Here is a 16,458-nt window from a genome sequence, read left to right as displayed (position 1 = left end):
GCCCTGTCATAGCGGCGCGATTTTTCGCGCGTTTTAGCGTTTAATCCGTCGATCCCAGCGACGGTTGCACACGGCTTCGCCGTTATGCTGCACCTTCATCTCGCCGCTGATGATGAAATGCGTCAAATCGCTGCGCATCTCCAGCACGATATCGGTTTCTGTCCACCAACCTTCCCGGCCAATTTTCATGCTCTGCGTCAGCAGATAATGGGCTGACAGCGGGTCATCGTTATGCATGGTCAACTGACGGCGCAGGCTGTGGTCAACCGTGGTATCGATATCATCAAATCGATAGACACCCTCACCGAACACCCCACCGATACCATGAGTGATGCTTTCCCAGCTATCGTTGACCACGTCATAACGTAGTTCACGCTCCACCCGTCCTGGCGACAGCAATGTCAGCGGCGTATTGGCGGCAGTGGCCGGTTGCGGGTTGGGACCGGCAATCGGTGTCACCTGGCGGCAGACTGGCAGATCGAGCGCGGCGCTCGCCAGATTCACCTGCAGGGTGGCGACTTCCGGCATCGGCCAGATCATCGGCCAGAAGGTCGTTGCCAGCGAAATGCGCAGACGATGCCCGGCGGCAAAGCGCCAGGCGATACCGTCCAGTTGCACCTGTACCTCCACCACTTCACCCGGCGTCAGCGGCACGTTTTTATCCTGCCCCTGCAAGTGGCTGAGGTTAACCCAGCCGTGGGTGACGCGGGTTGACGCACCATCCGGTGCCACATCGGAGAGGCGGACATACAGCATCGCCGCCGGTTTGTCGCTGCTCAGTTTGACGCTGAACTGCGGGAAACCGTAGATGCTCAGGCTGTCACTTAACGGCGCGCTGTCAAAACTCTCTGCCAGCCCGTCGTCCATACGTTGATCGCTCGGGCTTTCACCCAACACGCCCGCGCCCATCCACTCTCCGGCAAACAGGCCGTGATTCTGCTGCGTACAGACGGCTTGCCAGTTGTCCTCGGCCAGCGGCGTGGTAGTCAGGCGGCCAGGTTGTACATGCCAGCGTTGCGGTTGCGTGACTTCGTCGGTATCGCCGTCGAGGCCGATCCACTCGCCAAACGCCTGAGGACGCTGTGAACCGGGGCGCTGGCTGTCATTCAGCCATGCCTGCACGCGTGGGCCAGCCAGTGCGTCGTTGTCCACCTGCTTCAGCCAGCGATCCCACCAGGTGACGGCTTCCTGGAGAAAACCAATCGCCGGTTCTGGCGTGCCATCCTGTGGATAGATATGCGCCCACGGGCCGATAATCGCCTTGCGGGGTACATCGAGGTTGTCCATCAGGCGGAACACCGCGTTGCTGTAGGAGTCGGCCCAACCGCCGATCGCCATCACCGGGCACTGAATCGCCGACCAATCCTCGCCGACCGAACCGTGTTTCCAGTAGGCATCTTTCAGCGGATGGTCCATCCACAGTGCCGGGAAGAATGGCATGTTTTCCAGCCGATTCAGCCAGTCCTGATACCCGCTTTCGCCCACCAGTGCCGGGTCCTGCGGGCGACTCTGGTAAGCCAGCATGATGCCACCCCACCACAGGTTGTCATTCAGCAGGCAGCCACCTTTATAGTGGATGTCGTCGTTGTAACGATCGTCGGTGGAGCACACGGTAATGATGGCTTTCAGCGCAGGCGGGCGACGTGCCGCCAGTTGCAGGCAGTTAAAACCACCCCAGGATTTGCCCATCATGCCAACCGCACCGCTGCACCAGGATTGCTGACTAATCCAGTCGATCACTTCCAGCGCATCTTCCTGTTCCTGCAACAAATATTCATCTTCCAGCAGGCCATCTGATTCGCCGCTACCGCGCATATCGACGCGCAGCACCGCATAGCCCTGCCCGGAGAAATAACCGTGCATCGGCTCGTCGCGGGTGCGTGTCCCATCGCGTTTGCGGTAGGGGATGTATTCGAGAATGGCGGGCACCGGCTGCTGGCTGGCGGAGAGCGGCAGCCACATGCGAGCGGCGAGGCGGGTGCCGTCTTTCAGGGTAATCCACAGATGTTCCGTCACGCTGACGCTGTGGGGAAATTGCGTTACGAAGGTTTTCATGAGGCTCCAGCCATTGCGTTGTTCTGACGCTGACCCAGCACTTCATCCAGCCATGAGGTGCGCATTTCCGGCACTGAGGTCAGTAGTTTTTCGGTGTAGCTGTGCATCGGGGCGCTGAATACTTGCTCGGTCGGTCCCTGTGCTACCACGTTGCCCTGATACATCACCGCCACTTGCTGCGCGATGCGCTTCACGGTGCTGAGATCGTGAGTGATAAACAGGTACGACAGGCCCAGTTGCTCCTGCAAACGACGCAGCAGATTCAGTACCTCTTCCGCCACCAGCGGATCGAGCGCGGAGGTGGCTTCGTCACAGATGATCAATTCCGGCTCGGCGGCCAGTGCGCGGGCGATGCAGACGCGCTGCTTTTGACCACCCGACAGCGCGGAGGGGTAGCGATCCATCAGCGTGAGCGGTAACTCAGTCAGGCGCAGCAGTTCTTCCACGCGTGCACGTACCTGGCGCTTATCCAGCCCAAAGTAGAAGGCAATCGGGCGACCGATGGCTTCCAGGATGGTCTGGCGCGGGTTGAGCGCCACATCCGGCAACTGATAAATCATCTGGATACGGCGTAGCGTTTCTTTATCACGCTGCTGATAACGGTTCGCCAGCACCTGTCCGGCAAAGCTGACGTTACCGGCGGTATCGCCCAGCAAGCCACACAACGCACGCGCCAGGGTACTTTTGCCACTGCCGGATTCGCCGATAATCGCCAGGGTTTCACCTTTGGCAATGCTCATCGACACGCCGCGTACCACGGTTTTACCGTTGTAACCGGTGGAGAGATTTTGCAGCGTCAGCAGTGGTCCCTGCGCCACGTTTTCGGCGTGTACCGCCGTCAGCGCATGGGCGCGCTCCGACACCAGACGTTGGGTATAGCTTTCCAGCGGATTTTGCAGAATGTCAGCGGTGCTGCCGCATTCCACTTCGCTGCCCTGGCGCAGCACCATGATGCGGTCAGCAATTTGCGCCACCACCGCCAGGTCATGCGTGATGTACAGCGCAGCGGTGTTGAATTCACGTACCAGCTTGCGCAGCATCACCAGCACTTCAATTTGCGTGGTGACGTCCAGCGCGGTGGTCGGTTCATCCATTACCAGCAGGTCAGGTTTACAGGACATCGCCATTGCTGCCATCGCGCGCTGTAGCTGACCGCCCGATAATTGGTGCGGATAGCGCTGGCCGATGGTGTCCGGCTGCGGCAGATCCAGCGCACGGAACAGCGTCACCGCCCATGCCTGTGCTTCTTCGGCGTTCATCAGGCCGTGGCGGATCGGGCCTTCGCACACCTGTTTACCGATAGTCAGTGCCGGGTTAAACGCCGCGGCGGCGCTTTGTGCCACATAGGCCACGCGTCTGCCGCGAATGTCACGTTTCTCTTTGCTGGAGAGCGGCACAATATCCTGTCCGGCGATACGCACTTCGCCACCGGCAATACGGCAGCCGGAGCGGGCATAGCCCAGCGCGGCGAGGCCGATAGTGGATTTACCGGCACCGGATTCGCCAATCAGCCCCAGCACTTCGCCGGGTTTCAGGCTGAGTGAAATACCCTGCACCAGTGGAATACCCTGGTCGGTTTCAATGCGCAGATCGCGCATTTCCAGAATCGGTTGCATCATCCTTCTTCCCCCAGCGAGAGGTTGTTACGCACCAGCAGCCAGTCAACCACCAGGTTGACGCCAATGGTCAGCAGGGCGATGGCGGCGGCCGGGTAAAGTGGTGCCAGTTGGCCGAAGTTAATCGCCTGGGCGTTGTCACGCACCATGCTGCCCCAGTCGGCCCACGGCGGCTGAATGCCCAGACCGAGGAAGCTCAAACCGGCGATAAACAGGAAGGTGAAGCAGAAACGCATACCAAACTCCGCCAGCAGCGGCGGAATGGCATTCGGGAAAATCTCCTTCCGCACGATCCAGCCGAGACCTTCACCACGCAGTCGTGCCGCTTCGACATATTCCTGGCAGACAATGCCCTGCGCCACCAGACGCGCCAGACGATAGACGCGGGTGGCATCCAGCAAGGCAATGGTGCCGACCAACACCGGAATCGAGGTGCCGAGCACTGACAACACGATCAGCGCCAGAATCAGCACCGGGATCGACATCAGGGTATCGACGATACGCGTCAGCACCACATCCACCCAGCGGCCATAAATGGCGGCGGTGAAGCCGGTGAGAATACCGATGACAAACGAGATGGCGGTGATCGTCAGCGCGATGGCGATGGTGGTGCGTGCGCCAAACAGAATGCGCGACAACATATCGCGGCCAAGGCTGTCGGTGCCGAGCGGCAGTGCGCCGGAGGGCAGCATCCAGATATCGCCCACCTGCGCGGTTTCGCTGTGCGGTGCCAGCCACGGCGCAAACAATGCGGCAATCAGGTTGATGGCGATGATCGCCAGGCCAAGCATGGCGGAAAACGGCACCGCGCGGCTTTTCAGTTTTTTCATAGCTTACCTCGCGTGGCGCAGTCGTGGGTTACACCAAATCGCCAGCAAGTCGGCGGCGGTGTTGAGCAGAATGTAGGTGCCGCCAAACAGCAGCCCGCAGGCCTGCACCACGGGCAGGTCGCGCTTGGTCACCGCATCCACCATCAGTTGCCCAATGCCCGGATAAACAAACACCACTTCGACCAGAATCACCCCCACCACCAGATAGGCGAGGTTAAACGCGATAACGTTGATGATCGGTGCCAGCGCATTCGGCAGCGCGTGACCCAGTACAATGCGCCAGCGCGACAGGCCTTTCAGCAACGCGGTTTCGATATAGCTGCTCGACATCACCGCTCCCACGGAGGCGCGGGTCATACGCAGCATATGTGCCAGCACCACCAACACCAGCGTCAACATCGGCAGGGTGCAGGCATACAGGCGACCAAGGAAACCGGCATCCGGGTCGACCAGCGCCAGGCTGGGAAACCAGGCCAGGCGGATGGCGAAGAAGATCACCAGCACATAACCCACGAAGAACTCCGGCACGGAAATGCTCAGCAGCGTCAGTGAGTTAGCCAGGCGATCAAACCAGGAACCGCGCCATACTGCCGAGGCGATGCCGAGCAGCACCGCCAAGGGAATCGCGATGATGGCGGCATAACCGGCGAGGAACAGGGTATTCGCCAGGCGGGGTAACAACTCCGCGCTGATCGGCTGGTTGTTGGCCAGCGAGTTACCCAGATCGCCGTGCAACACGCCTCCCAGCCAGTGCAGGTAGCGCCAGATGGCAGGCTGATCCAGTCCGAGCTGCGTGCGCAGCGCGGCGATGGTTTCCGGCGTGCCGTTTTGTCCGAGAATTGCGCTGGCAACATCGCCAGGCAGCAATTCTGTTCCGACAAAAATCAGCAACGACACCAGCCACAGCGTGAGCAAGCCCAGCAGCAGGCGATGTAAAATCTGCTTTTTCATTACGACTCCAGCCAGACGCGTTCAGCCAGGCGACCACCCATAAAGTTGAACATCGGATGTGGCTTCACACCGCCCAGTTTTTTGCTGGTGGCATCCAGGTAGTCACCGAACAGCGGGATCATGGCACCACCATCATCGCTGGCGATTTGCTGCAATTCGCCATAGATCTCAGCACGTTTCTGATCATCCAACAGCGAACGCGCCTGAATCAGCAGGCTGTCGAATTTCTCGTTCTTCCAGTGGGTATCGTTCCATTTGGCGGTGGATTGCCATGCGGTAGAGAACATCTGGTCGGCGGTTGGACGTCCACCCCAGTAGCCCATACTGAACGGCGCTTTCATCCACACGTCATCCCAGTAGCTGTCGGCGGGCTGGCGTTTGATGCTGACCTGAATCCCGGCCTGTGCGGCCTGACCCTGGAACAGTGCGGCGGCATCGAGTGCGCCGGCAAAGGCGGCATCGGAGGAAGAGAGTTCGACCGGCAGGCTGCTCAGTCCGGCTTTCTTCAAATAGAATTTGGCTTTGTCGGCATCATAAGCGCGCTGCGGCAGCGCTTTATTGAAGAAGCGATCGGTTTTCGGGATCGGGTGGTCATTACCGAGGGTGCCGTAGCCACGCAGTACCGTCGCCAGCAGTTTTTCACGATCGATACCGTATTTAATCGCCATACGAACGTCGTTGTTATTAAACGGCGCGACGCGGCAATCCATCAGGAAGGTAAAGTGCTGGCCGCCCGATGAACGGATAATATTCAGTGCCGGGCTGCGTTTCAGGAAATCAACGGTTTTGAAATCGACACGGTTGATGGCATGGACCTGGCCGGAGATCAATGCGTTGGTACGCGCGGTGGCGTCGTTGATCACCAGTACTTCGACGGCATCAACAAAGGCGCGATTCGGTTTCCAGTAGTTCGGGTTGCGTTTGAAGTACGAGCGCACGCCGGGTTGGTATTGGTCGAAGACAAAGCCACCGGTGCCGATCGGGTGTTTCCAGTCGGTGAAGCCGTCTGGTACCACCACCAGATGATAATCCGCCAGCAGGAAAGGTAAGTCGGCGTTGCCGCTGTCCAGCGTCAGGGTGATTTCGTTATCACCGCTTTTCTTCAGATCGGTGATGCTTGCCAGCTGAGATTTGATGGCACTGCGTGACTTGTCGCCGCGATGCAGGTTGATGGAGTAGAGAATATCTTCCACCGTCAGGGTTTTACCGTTATGGAAGGTCACGCCCTGACGGACTTTAAAGGTCCACTCCTGTGCGCCAGGTTTGGCCGACCAGCTTTCCAACAGCTCAGGCGTGGCCTGGTTGTTCTCATCAATCTCGATCAGGCCGTTCATCAGCATATAAGCCTGGTTGAGGGGCACCCAGTCGCTGAACAGCGTCGGGTCGAGTGAATCGCTGGTGTTGCCGCCGGACATGCCCAGTTTCAGCACGCCGCCTTTTTTCGGGGTAGCCTCAGCCGCAAAACCGGCGAAAGGAGAAAGTGTTAATGCCGTACCCGCACCAATCAGCGCAGCAGTATTGATAAATGAACGGCGACTTAAATTCGCGCCCTGAAGATATTTGTTAAATTTGTCCTGCTCGTCTTTCATTTATTTTTCTCCGTTGTTATTCGCCCTGTTTTACTCGTCACCCTGAGCCTTAGCGCAGTTATTTCTGATTTATATCAAAACCAATAAAACCTGATGTATGAGATTTTCGTATCAGACTATGCGAAAAACGCGCAGCAGAACACCCACAAAAAAGATAATTTCCTGAACACAAGGCAACACCAGGGAAAATGCATGTGGAACTGCATACGATAGTTGGGTTAATTGGCGTTTTTTGTTACTTGCTGGCTTACGCGCTGGTTCAGTTGCGTAAATTAGTCATTGATTCAGACGTTTATGCCTGTCTGAACATCGCGGGAGGGGTTTGCGGACTCTATTCACTCAGTCACGATTTTAATTTGGCGATGGTGATTTCCCAAACAATGTGGTTAATTTTTACGCTGGTTGGTATGCATTCTTCACACCGTCGACGCGGTGCATTAAAAAATAAACTTCCGCCAATGGATACCCAACAATAAAGAAAGGGAAATAGCGGCATAGGCTTTTATTTTATATATAAGAAAAACCTATGACGTGATATTAATTTACTTATGTTTTGTATAAACGGTGATGTGGCAAATAATCTGCTGCATCGCCGTTTTTTATAATGGCAACATCTCAGTCTGATGTTGATGCTGGAGCCAGCTGATAACATGACGCACAATCGGCTTGAGATAGCGGTCCTGCGGGATGAGCAGAAAACATTTTCCGTTAGCGGCCAGCTTCCCGGCATGGGCGGGCACCAGCTCACCCCGGTTGAGATGATCCTGCACTAACCCCTCCCAGCCGAGTAATATCCCGTCACCGCGTACCGCCGCCTGCACCAAAAATGGATAGTTATTCGCCCGCCAGGTCTGGCGTGGCACAAAACTCAACACATCCTGCGAGGCGAACCAGTCACTCCAGCCGGTCCATTCACGTTGTGGATCGTCCTGAATCAACAACATATGGTGAAGTAAGGATTCGGCGGAGGCATTCTCCTCCAGTCGCGCCCGAAATTCAGGGGCGCACATCGGATAACAGATTTCATCAAACAGCGGGGTGGCCTGAAAGCCCGGCGGTGCTTCGCGTAGATAGAAGATCGCCAGGTCAAACTCCGACGAGCGCATATCAGCGAAGCTGTCGGAGATTTTCATGCGGATTTGCAGATCGGGCAATTCACCATGCAGCGCGGAGAGCCGTGGGGCTAACCATAACGATCCCATGGCGCTGGTACAGGCAATAGTGACCTGCGGCAGACCATTCCAACCCATTACTTCGGCGGTGGCATGAGACAGGGCGGAAAGCTGCTGGCGCACTTGCGTGGCATAAGCCTCACCGCGCGGCGTCAGCAGGACGCGGCGCTGGGTACGGGTAAAGAGTTTGCAACCGAGCATCTCTTCCAGCTGCAAAATCTGACGGCTGGTGGCGCTTTGCGTCAGGTTAAGTTCCTCAGCCGCGCGCGAAATATTGCCATAGCGTGCCACACACTCGAAGGCAATGAGCGTGTTGAGGGGCGGTAAAGGTTCGATCTGCATCAATCCTGCCTCGGTGCGGGGGAGAATGCGCCGCCACAGCGGTCGCGATGCTCACACACTAACCATCGCGGGGGAGGCTGGCAAGCGTCTCGCTGCCAGCCGCAGGGTCAGGCTTTTTCGACGTTATTCAGTGCCAGGGAAACCGCGAGGGTTTGCGCCAGACACAGCGACGCCACTTGTGAACGGAAGCCGTCGACCTGTGCTTCGCGTACTACAAAGCAGACATCGCTGAAGGCTGCCAGCGGGCTGACCTGGCTATCGGTGATGGCGATCTGATGCGCGCCGCGCTTGGCACCCAGTTCGACCAGTTCCACCGCTTCACGTGCGTAGGGTGAATAACTGATGGCAATCACCACGTCTTTCGGATTTACCATGCTCAGCTGCTCGGTGAACATGCCGCCGAGGCCATCAATCAGGAACGCGCGACGCTCCAGATGGCGCAGCGCGTACACCAGGTACGACGCCACACTGAATGAACGACGCAGACCGATGATGTAGATATTTTCTGCTTCATTCAGCATTTTCACCGCTTTGTTGAGCTGGTCCGGGTTGACCTGCATCGCCAGCTGTTGCAGCGCCTGGCTGTTGACCATGGTGAAGACGTTGAGGATTTCGACCGGGCTTTCCGGCGAGGATGCGCTGTCGTCGGTGGCGGTCTGACGGAATAGACGGGCGCGTTCGGTGTAGTTCACCGTTTCTTCCATCAGATGCTGACGGAAAACCTGTTTCATCTCGTTAAAACCGCTGAAACCAAAGGCGTTGGCAAAGCGGATCAGCGTGGAGGGCGGTACATCCGCCTGCTGTGCGATGGATGCCACGGTATCGAAAGCGATGCTGTTGCTGTTATCAAGAATATAACGCGCCACCTGCTTCAGGCGTTTACTCAGCGTCTCATAACGACGACGAATGTCGTCCTGTAACAATGTCAATTGGGTGGGGTTATTGGTCATTACTTCGGCCTGCTAATAAGAATTATGGCTGGATAATGAGCGCTATAGTACCAGATGGATGGAAAATTTCATTTGTTTGACAGCATCGTGACGCTTATTTCATCGGTTTATGAAACGCTTCACAAAATGCAGGGATATGGTACGTGCTGTTGCCCTCACCCCGGCCCTCTCCCGCAAGCGGGAGAGGGGGAGTGCAATATGCAAGTTCTCTCGTTCTGTCCCCTCTCCCGCAAGATGGGAGAGGGGGAGTGCAATATGCAAGTTCTCTCGATCTGTCCCCCTCTCCCGCAAGACGGGAGAGGGGGAGTGCAATATGCAAGTTCCCTCGATCTGTCTCCTCTCCCGCAAGATGGGAGAGGGGGAGTGCAATATGTAAGTTCTCTCGATCTGTCTCCTCTCCCGCAAGATGGGAGAGGGGGAGTGGAATATGCAAGTTCTCTCGATCTGTCCCCCTCTCCCGTAAGACGGGAGAGGGGGAGTGCAATATGCAAGTTCTCTCGATCTGTCCCCTCTCCCGCTTGCGGGAGAGGGTTAGGGTGAGGGGTGCCCACTCAACCGCGTGCTGCGCGCCAGTACTCAATCAGCCGCAGATAATTGCCTTTGACCGTCTCAATCAGCGCCTGGTCATCCAACTCGCCCTGTAACCACTGGCGTGACGGTTGACCAAAGATGGTACGACCGACGGCAAAGCCTTTCACCCAGGGGGCCTGAGCAGCAGCGGCGAAACCGGCTTTCAGTTTCTCCTCCGGCGCGTCGAGGCCGAGCAGCAAAATGCCACGGCAGTGAGGGTCCTGCTGTTCGATCAAGGCGCTGACCGCCTGCCAGGTTTCGGCCGACAGCGGCGGTAATTTCCACCAGTCAGGCTGGATGCCGAGGCTATAGAAGTGGCTCAGCATATCGACATAGTAAGACTCTTTCTTATCCGGGTTACTCTCCGGCAGGATCACTTCCAGCAGCAGCTCGTGCCCGCTTTTGTTACACCCCTTCCACACATCCAGAATCAGGTCGTCCTGCTCTTTGCGCAGTTCCGCGCTGTCGTGCGGATGGTAAAACACCAGGCATTTCACCACGTGTTCCTGCGGCCAGTCGATCAACTGGGAGCCGATATTGCCGTGCTCGAGGCGTAACGGACGCGAACTTGGCAGCTCAATCGGGCGGCCAATCCACCAGCCTTTACCGGTGATGGCGTTGAGCGCTTTCTGACCATAGGTGGTATCCGCGAGGATGCCGCTTTTGCTGTCGAGACCGGCCTGCTCAGACGCTTCATGTGCAGCCTGTAACAGCAGCAGCTTGAGTTGCGGGATGCGGCTTTCATCAACACCCGCTTCGCGCGCCATATCGGCGAGTTGTTTGCGATGGTCGAAGGCGAACACGTTCAGTTCTGGCCACTCGCGGGTACGCGAGGTGACACGATGCAAATGGTTAAGACGGGCATCGAGGTCCGGGCGTTTCACGTCCTGATCGCGGCTGAGGAAATCGTCCAGCTCCTCTTTGGTCGGCATTGCCGGGGCGCAACCGTGGCGTGACACCACCAACGCACCGCAGGCATTGGCGTAGCGGCACGCCTGCTCCCAGCCTTCATCATTCAGCCAGCCACGCAGCAGGCCAGACATAAAGGCATCACCCGCGCCCAGTACGTTCAACACTTCCACGCGCACGCCACTGTGCAGTTTGGTCTGCTCCCAGCTATCCGGGATATCCCCTTCAAAGACCACGCAACCCAGTGGCCCACGTTTACATACCAACGTTGCCTGGCTGGCCTGACGCACATTTTTCAGTGCGGTCAGGGTGTCGGTGCTGCCACCGGCAATATGAAACTCTTCTTCTGTTCCGACAATCAGATCGAAATAGTGCACCACTTCCTGTAGCTGCTTTGTCACCTGGCTGGACTCAATGAAACGCGTTTCACCGTCGCCGAGTGAGGTCAGCCCCCATAACACCGGACGATAATCGATATCCAGCGCGGTACGCAGACCGTTACGTTTGGCGATATCCAGCGCTTTCAACACGGCGGCACGGGTATGCGGATGTGACAGGTGTGTGCCGGTTACCGCCACGGCGCGTGAGGAAGTGATGAAATTTTCCTGAATATCTTCCGGCACCAGCCCCATATCCGCGCAGTTGTCGCGGTAGAAAATCAGCGGGAAGGTTTCTTCATCTTTGATGCCGAGGATCACCAAGCCAGTCAGGCGATGTTTATCGGTGATCAACCCCTCAGTGTTACAGCCCACGCGTTGCAGGGTTTCACGCAGAAAGCGGCCATTATGCTCGTCCCCGACGCGTGCCAGCATGGCAGATTTCAGACCCTGGATAGCGGTGCCATAGGCAACGTTGCCGGAAGAGCCGCCAAGGTATTTGGCGAAGGTGCTCATATCTTCCAGTCGCGATCCAATTTGCTGACCGTAGAGGTCGACGGCGATGCGTCCTATACAAATCACATCAAGCCGCTTCTGTTGTGTACTCATACCTGTGGTTTCCTTCTGTGATAAGCAGACACTTCGGGCGTTGTGCTTCCGGGTTCTCAAGGTGCCTGATTGGCTATGGTCGCAGTATGGGGAATAAAAATTCCAAATTCAATATGAAATGAAATATCTGTCACGATTTTGTGAACCAGGTAAAACTCTGAACAACGCCGTGTGCAGCGCAGAGTAAAAGGACAAGTTTCGCGGATGCTCTGGCTTGTGAGCCAGGTCTCAGGAAAACCCTGAGAAATAATGGAAGCTGCTGAAGTGAAATGAAATTTCTTTATAAGCGTCTGAAGCTTTATTGTTGTTCCACTTTGCCCCGTTTTCGACCCGCGCCTGAGTCCGTTTCATCCCTGAATTTGATCTCCATCGCAAAATGAAATGTTTCTTCTGTAATCGTATTTTATGGAAAAAATATTTGTTTATAATCGCCTCACGTTTCACTTATCCGCGGTCGCCATTTCCGGTGCGTTGACGTTAACCGCGTTGTACCTGGTTCACAGGTACCAGCATGTAAAGGATGAGCATATGGGCACAATCAGATTAACCACGGCACAGGCGCTGGTGAAATTCCTTGATAACCAGTATCTGAACGTTGATGGCGTTGAAACCAAGTTTGTGAAAGGCATTTTCGCTATTTTCGGCCACGGCAACGTGCTGGGGCTGGGACAGGCACTGGAGCAGGACAGCGGCGATCTGGTGGTGCACCAGGGCCGTAACGAGCAGGGCATGGCACATGCGGCCATCGGTTTTGCCAAGCAGTCGCTGCGCCGTCAGATCATCGCCTGTACGTCTTCAGTCGGACCCGGTGCCGCAAATATGATCACGGCCGCCGCGACCGCCACCGCCAACCGTATTCCTTTATTGCTGTTACCGGGCGATGTGTTCGCCACGCGTCAGCCGGATCCGGTACTGCAACAGATCGAGCAAAGTCACGATCTCAGCATCAGCACCAACGATGCCTTCCGCGCCGTCAGCAAATACTGGGATCGCGTCAGTCGCCCGGAACAGCTGATGACCGCCTGTATTAACGCACTGCGCGTGTTGACCGATCCGGCAGAAACCGGCGCGGTGACCATCTCGCTGCCGCAGGATGTGCAGGGTGAAGCCTGGGACTTCCCGGAATATTTCTTCCAGAAACGCGTACATCGTCTGGACCGCCGCCTGCCTGTTGCGGCCCAGTTGGAAGATGCACTGGCCCTGATTGCACGTAAACATAAGCCGCTGATTGTCTGTGGTGGTGGCGTGAAATATTCCGAAGCAGGTGAAGCGCTGCGCCAGTTTGCCGAGCGTTTCAATATTCCGTTTGCTGAAACCCAGGCGGGAAAAGGCACCATCATTTCGGATCATCCGCTGAACGTCGGCGGTGTCGGTGAGACCGGCTGCCTGGCGGCTAACCTGTTGGCGAAAGAGGCCGATTTAGTGATTGGCGTGGGGACGCGCTATACCGACTTCACCACGGCCTCAAAATGGATTTTCCAGAACCCGGACGTCAGCTATCTCAACATCAACGTCAACAACTTTGACAGCTACAAGCTCGATGCGGTGCAACTGCTGGCGGATGCACGTGAAGCCTTGACCGCGCTGGAGCAGGGTTTACAGGGCTTTGAAAACCACTGGGGCGGTCAGATCGACCAGGCGCAGAGCAAGCTGCTGAAAGAGACCCAGCGCGTGTATGCCGCCACCTATAACACCGACGATTTCATCCCGGAAATCGCCGACCATATCGACCGTGAAGCGCTGTTTGCGGAGTTCCAGCGCCTGACGCAGTCGGTACTGACGCAGAGCAGCGTGCTGGGCACCTTAAACGAGCAGCTCCCAAAGGATGCGGTGATTGTTGCGGCCGCGGGCAGTCTGCCGGGCGACCTGCAACGCGTGTGGCGCACCAAAGATTACAACTCGTACCACGTTGAATATGGCTACTCCTGCATGGGGTACGAGGTGAATGCGGCGCTGGGTGTGAAGCTGGCCCAGCCGCAGCGTGAAGTCTACGCCATGGTGGGTGACGGATCTTTCATGATGCTGCATTCCGAGCTGGTCACCTCGATTCAGGAGGGGGCGAAAATCAACGTCATCCTGCTGGATAACATGACCAACGGTTGTATCAACAACCTGCAAATGGAGCACGGGATGGACAGCTTCACCACCGAGTTCCGTTTCCGTAACCCGGAAGGCGGCAAGCTGGATGGCGGTTTCGTCCCGGTGGATTTTGCGGCGATTGCCGGTGGTTACGGTTGCAAAACCTATCGCGTCACCACCCTCGATCAGCTGAAGGCGGCACTGGCCGATGCGCAGCAGCAGACGGTTTCAACCCTTATCGATATTAAAGTGCTGCCCAAAACCATGGTGCACAAATACTTCAGCTGGTGGCACGTCGGGGTGGCGCAAGCCTCAACCTCCGAGCGCACACAGCAAGTGGCTGACAACCTTAACGCGCATATCGAACAGGCGCGTAAGTACTGATCTTCAGGCCGGATTTCTCCGGCCTTTATTAACCCTTATCCGACTCTACAGGTGTAATTATGACGCTCAAACTCGGTGTTATCGGTGCCGGTGCCATTGGCCAGGAACATATCCGCCGCTGCAACAATGTGCTGCAAGGGGCGAAGGTGGTGGCGGTTTCAGATATTAATGTGGAAGGGGCGCGTGCCGCGCTGCAACGTCTGAATATCGCTGCGGAGGTGTATCAGGACGGACATCAGGTGATCAACTCACCAGAAGTCGATGCGGTGCTGGTGACCTCGTGGGACCCGACGCACGAAGAGTTTACCCTGGCGGCGATTGCAGCGGGCAAACCGGTGTTCTGTGAAAAGCCACTGGCACTGAGTGCTGAAGGTTGCCGTCGTATTGTCGATGCAGAAATCAAACACGGTAAACGTCTGGTACAGGTCGGGTTTATGCGTCCGTATGATGCCGGTTACCGCGCCCTGAAAAAGGTCATCACTGACGGTGAAATCGGCGAACCGCTGATGCTGCACTGCGCGCACCGCAACCAGAGCGTCGGTGAGAACTACACCACGGATATGGCCATCACCAATACCCTGATTCACGAGCTGGACGTCCTGCGCTGGCTGACGGAAGACGATTACAAAAGCGTGCAGGTGGTGTTCCCGCGCGTCACCTCTAAGTCCCATGCGAAGCTGAAAGATCCGCAGATCGTGCTGTTTGAAACGCAGAAAGGCATCCGCATTGATGTGGAGATCTTCGTGAACTGTGCGTATGGCTACGACATCCAGTGTGAAGTGGTGGGGGAAGAGGGCATCGCGAAACTGCCGGAGCCTTCCGCCATTCAGATGCGTAAAAACGCCCGTCTCGGCAACGCCATTCTCACCGACTGGAAAGATCGCTTTATCGAAGCTTACGACGTGGAATTGCAGGCGTTTATCAATGATGTGAAAGCCGGCCAGTTGACCGGGCCTTCAGCCTGGGATGGTTTTGCGGCCTCAGTGGCGGCGGATGCCTGCCTGAAAGCGCAGAACAGCGGTGCTATCGAAGCGGTTGAAATGCCACCGCGTCCGACTTTCTACAACAAATAATCGGGGCTTGCCATGAACAAAGAGAATGTGAAGCTGGCGATTGCGCCAATCGGCTGGACCAACGACGACATGCCGGAACTGGGCAGTGAAAACACCTTCCAGCAGACGGTGAGCGAAATGGCCCTGGCGGGCTTTACCGGCAGCGAAGTCGGCAGCAAATACCCGCGCGATCCGGCGGTGCTGAAACCGATGCTGGATATTCGCGGCATCCAGATCTGCAATGCCTGGTTCAGCACCTTCTTCGCCCAAGGTGATAAAGCGAAAACCATCGACGAATTCACCAATCACATGAATTTCCTGCATGCGATGGGCGCGCGAGTCATTGGTTGCTCGGAACAAAGCAAAAGTATCCAGGGTACCACGCTGCCAGTGCTGGAGCAGAAACCGATTTTCACTGATGAAGAGTGGCGTCTGACGGTAGAAGGCTACAACGAGCTGGCGGAGATTGCGGCACAGAAAGGGATGCGCGTCAGCCTGCATCACCATATGGGCACGGCGATTCAGACCCCGGCGGAAATCGACCGCTTTATGGAGTCAACCAACGACAACGTTGGCCTGCTGTACGACACCGGCCACATTTACTACTCGGAAGGTTCACAACAGGCGATGCTGGATGTGCTGACCAAATACCTGCCGCGTATTTTCCATGTGCACCTGAAAGATGTGCGCGACAGCGTGGTGGCAGAAGTGCGTGCGAATTCGTTGTCGTTCCTCGATGGCGTGAAGAAAGGCACCTTTACCGTACCTGGCGATGGGGTGATTGATTTCCAGCCGGTGTTTAAAATCCTCGACGATTTCGGCTACAAAGGCTGGATGGTGGTAGAAGCAGAGCAGGATCCGGCGCTGGCTAACCCGTTCGAGTATGCGGTGAAAGCACGCAAATATATTCGCGAGCAAACCGGCCTGTAAGGCAACAAAAAGGCCGTAACCCTGAAGAGGGTTACGGCCTTTT

Annotated in this window: 12 protein-coding genes; 4 read left to right on the top strand and 8 right to left on the bottom strand. The window is 56.6% G+C overall.

Features of this window, described 5'->3' with window-relative positions:
* Positions 1-33: 33 nt before the first annotated feature.
* The 5 genes from PAT9B_RS18805 to PAT9B_RS18785 are packed head-to-tail and all read right to left on the bottom strand — an operon-like array spanning position 34 to position 7,041.
* On the bottom strand, positions 34-2,055 hold the full coding sequence (locus PAT9B_RS18805; protein WP_013510854.1) for a CocE/NonD family hydrolase: 2,022 nt from the start codon (positions 2,053-2,055) through the stop codon (positions 34-36).
* Positions 2,052-3,674: an ABC transporter ATP-binding protein gene (locus PAT9B_RS18800; protein ID WP_013510853.1), complete on the bottom strand. Its 1,623-nt coding sequence runs from the start codon at positions 3,672-3,674 to the stop codon at positions 2,052-2,054. The genes PAT9B_RS18805 and PAT9B_RS18800 overlap by 4 nt, the downstream gene beginning before the upstream one ends.
* Positions 3,671-4,501, bottom strand: a complete 831-nt coding sequence (locus tag PAT9B_RS18795; RefSeq protein ID WP_013510852.1) for an ABC transporter permease — start codon at positions 4,499-4,501, stop codon at positions 3,671-3,673. Before PAT9B_RS18795 ends, PAT9B_RS18800 begins: the two co-directional genes overlap by 4 nt.
* Positions 4,502-4,504: 3 nt before the next feature.
* Complete coding sequence (locus PAT9B_RS18790) at positions 4,505-5,452, bottom strand: ABC transporter permease (protein WP_013510851.1); 948 nt, start codon at positions 5,450-5,452, stop codon at positions 4,505-4,507.
* Positions 5,452-7,041 (bottom strand): ABC transporter substrate-binding protein, encoded by a 1,590-nt coding sequence (locus tag PAT9B_RS18785; protein ID WP_013510850.1) that lies wholly within the window; start codon positions 7,039-7,041, stop codon positions 5,452-5,454. Before PAT9B_RS18785 ends, PAT9B_RS18790 begins: the two co-directional genes overlap by 1 nt.
* Before the next feature lie 194 nt (positions 7,042-7,235).
* On the opposite strand from PAT9B_RS18785, the gene PAT9B_RS18780 reads away from it, so the two are divergent.
* The gene (locus tag PAT9B_RS18780) at positions 7,236-7,517 is read left to right on the top strand and encodes a hypothetical protein (protein ID WP_041526017.1); all 282 of its coding nucleotides are present in this window, start codon (positions 7,236-7,238) and stop codon (positions 7,515-7,517) included.
* 123 nt (positions 7,518-7,640) lie between these two features.
* Here PAT9B_RS18780 and PAT9B_RS18775 read toward each other — a convergent pair whose 3' ends face one another.
* The 3 genes from PAT9B_RS18775 to iolC all read right to left on the bottom strand — a co-directional run bounded on the left by PAT9B_RS18775 (position 7,641) and on the right by iolC (position 11,970).
* The gene (locus tag PAT9B_RS18775; protein WP_013510848.1) at positions 7,641-8,555 is read right to left on the bottom strand and encodes a LysR substrate-binding domain-containing protein; all 915 of its coding nucleotides are present in this window, start codon (positions 8,553-8,555) and stop codon (positions 7,641-7,643) included.
* A gap of 107 nt (positions 8,556-8,662) precedes the next feature.
* A complete protein-coding gene (locus tag PAT9B_RS18770) occupies positions 8,663-9,505 on the bottom strand; it encodes a MurR/RpiR family transcriptional regulator (protein ID WP_013510847.1) in 843 nt (280 codons plus the stop codon).
* Between the two features lie 551 nt (positions 9,506-10,056).
* Entirely contained in the window at positions 10,057-11,970 is a 1,914-nt protein-coding gene (iolC, locus tag PAT9B_RS18765; protein WP_013510845.1) for a 5-dehydro-2-deoxygluconokinase, read from the bottom strand.
* A 528-nt stretch (positions 11,971-12,498) separates the two neighbouring features.
* On the opposite strand from iolC, the gene iolD reads away from it, so the two are divergent.
* From iolD to iolE, 3 genes are read left to right on the top strand one after another with little or no spacing between them, the layout of a single operon-like run.
* Positions 12,499-14,433, top strand: coding sequence for a 3D-(3,5/4)-trihydroxycyclohexane-1,2-dione acylhydrolase (decyclizing) (gene iolD / locus PAT9B_RS18760; RefSeq protein ID WP_041525864.1), 1,935 nt, complete (start codon positions 12,499-12,501; stop codon positions 14,431-14,433).
* Between the two features lie 59 nt (positions 14,434-14,492).
* Positions 14,493-15,506 (top strand): Gfo/Idh/MocA family protein, encoded by a 1,014-nt coding sequence (locus PAT9B_RS18755; RefSeq protein WP_013510843.1) that lies wholly within the window; start codon positions 14,493-14,495, stop codon positions 15,504-15,506.
* A 12-nt stretch (positions 15,507-15,518) separates the two neighbouring features.
* The gene (gene iolE / locus PAT9B_RS18750; RefSeq protein ID WP_013510842.1) at positions 15,519-16,415 is read left to right on the top strand and encodes a myo-inosose-2 dehydratase; all 897 of its coding nucleotides are present in this window, start codon (positions 15,519-15,521) and stop codon (positions 16,413-16,415) included.
* Positions 16,416-16,458 lie beyond the last annotated feature (43 nt).

Origin of the sequence: Pantoea sp. At-9b, from assembly GCF_000175935.2 — a bacterium.
Classification (GTDB): Bacteria; Pseudomonadota; Gammaproteobacteria; order Enterobacterales; family Enterobacteriaceae; genus Pantoea.
The sequence above is the reverse complement of the archived record's forward strand: the minus strand, read 5'-3'. Positions and strand labels throughout refer to the sequence as shown.

Excerpts from the sequence above, each read along its gene's own strand:
- PAT9B_RS18770 (WP_013510847.1), bottom strand. The coding sequence starts at position 9,505 with ATGACCAATAACCCCACCCAATTGACATTGTTACAGGACGACATTCGT.
- iolD (WP_041525864.1), top strand. The coding sequence starts at position 12,499 with ATGGGCACAATCAGATTAACCACGGCACAGGCGCTGGTGAAATTCCTT.
- iolE (WP_013510842.1), top strand. The coding sequence starts at position 15,519 with ATGAACAAAGAGAATGTGAAGCTGGCGATTGCGCCAATCGGCTGGACC.
- PAT9B_RS18805 (WP_013510854.1), bottom strand. The coding sequence starts at position 2,055 with ATGAAAACCTTCGTAACGCAATTTCCCCACAGCGTCAGCGTGACGGAA.
- PAT9B_RS18795 (WP_013510852.1), bottom strand. The coding sequence starts at position 4,501 with ATGAAAAAACTGAAAAGCCGCGCGGTGCCGTTTTCCGCCATGCTTGGC.
- PAT9B_RS18755 (WP_013510843.1), top strand. The coding sequence starts at position 14,493 with ATGACGCTCAAACTCGGTGTTATCGGTGCCGGTGCCATTGGCCAGGAA.
- PAT9B_RS18790 (WP_013510851.1), bottom strand. The coding sequence starts at position 5,452 with ATGAAAAAGCAGATTTTACATCGCCTGCTGCTGGGCTTGCTCACGCTG.
- PAT9B_RS18775 (WP_013510848.1), bottom strand. The coding sequence starts at position 8,555 with ATGCAGATCGAACCTTTACCGCCCCTCAACACGCTCATTGCCTTCGAG.
- PAT9B_RS18800 (WP_013510853.1), bottom strand. The coding sequence starts at position 3,674 with ATGATGCAACCGATTCTGGAAATGCGCGATCTGCGCATTGAAACCGAC.
- PAT9B_RS18785 (WP_013510850.1), bottom strand. The coding sequence starts at position 7,041 with ATGAAAGACGAGCAGGACAAATTTAACAAATATCTTCAGGGCGCGAAT.
- iolC (WP_013510845.1), bottom strand. The coding sequence starts at position 11,970 with ATGAGTACACAACAGAAGCGGCTTGATGTGATTTGTATAGGACGCATC.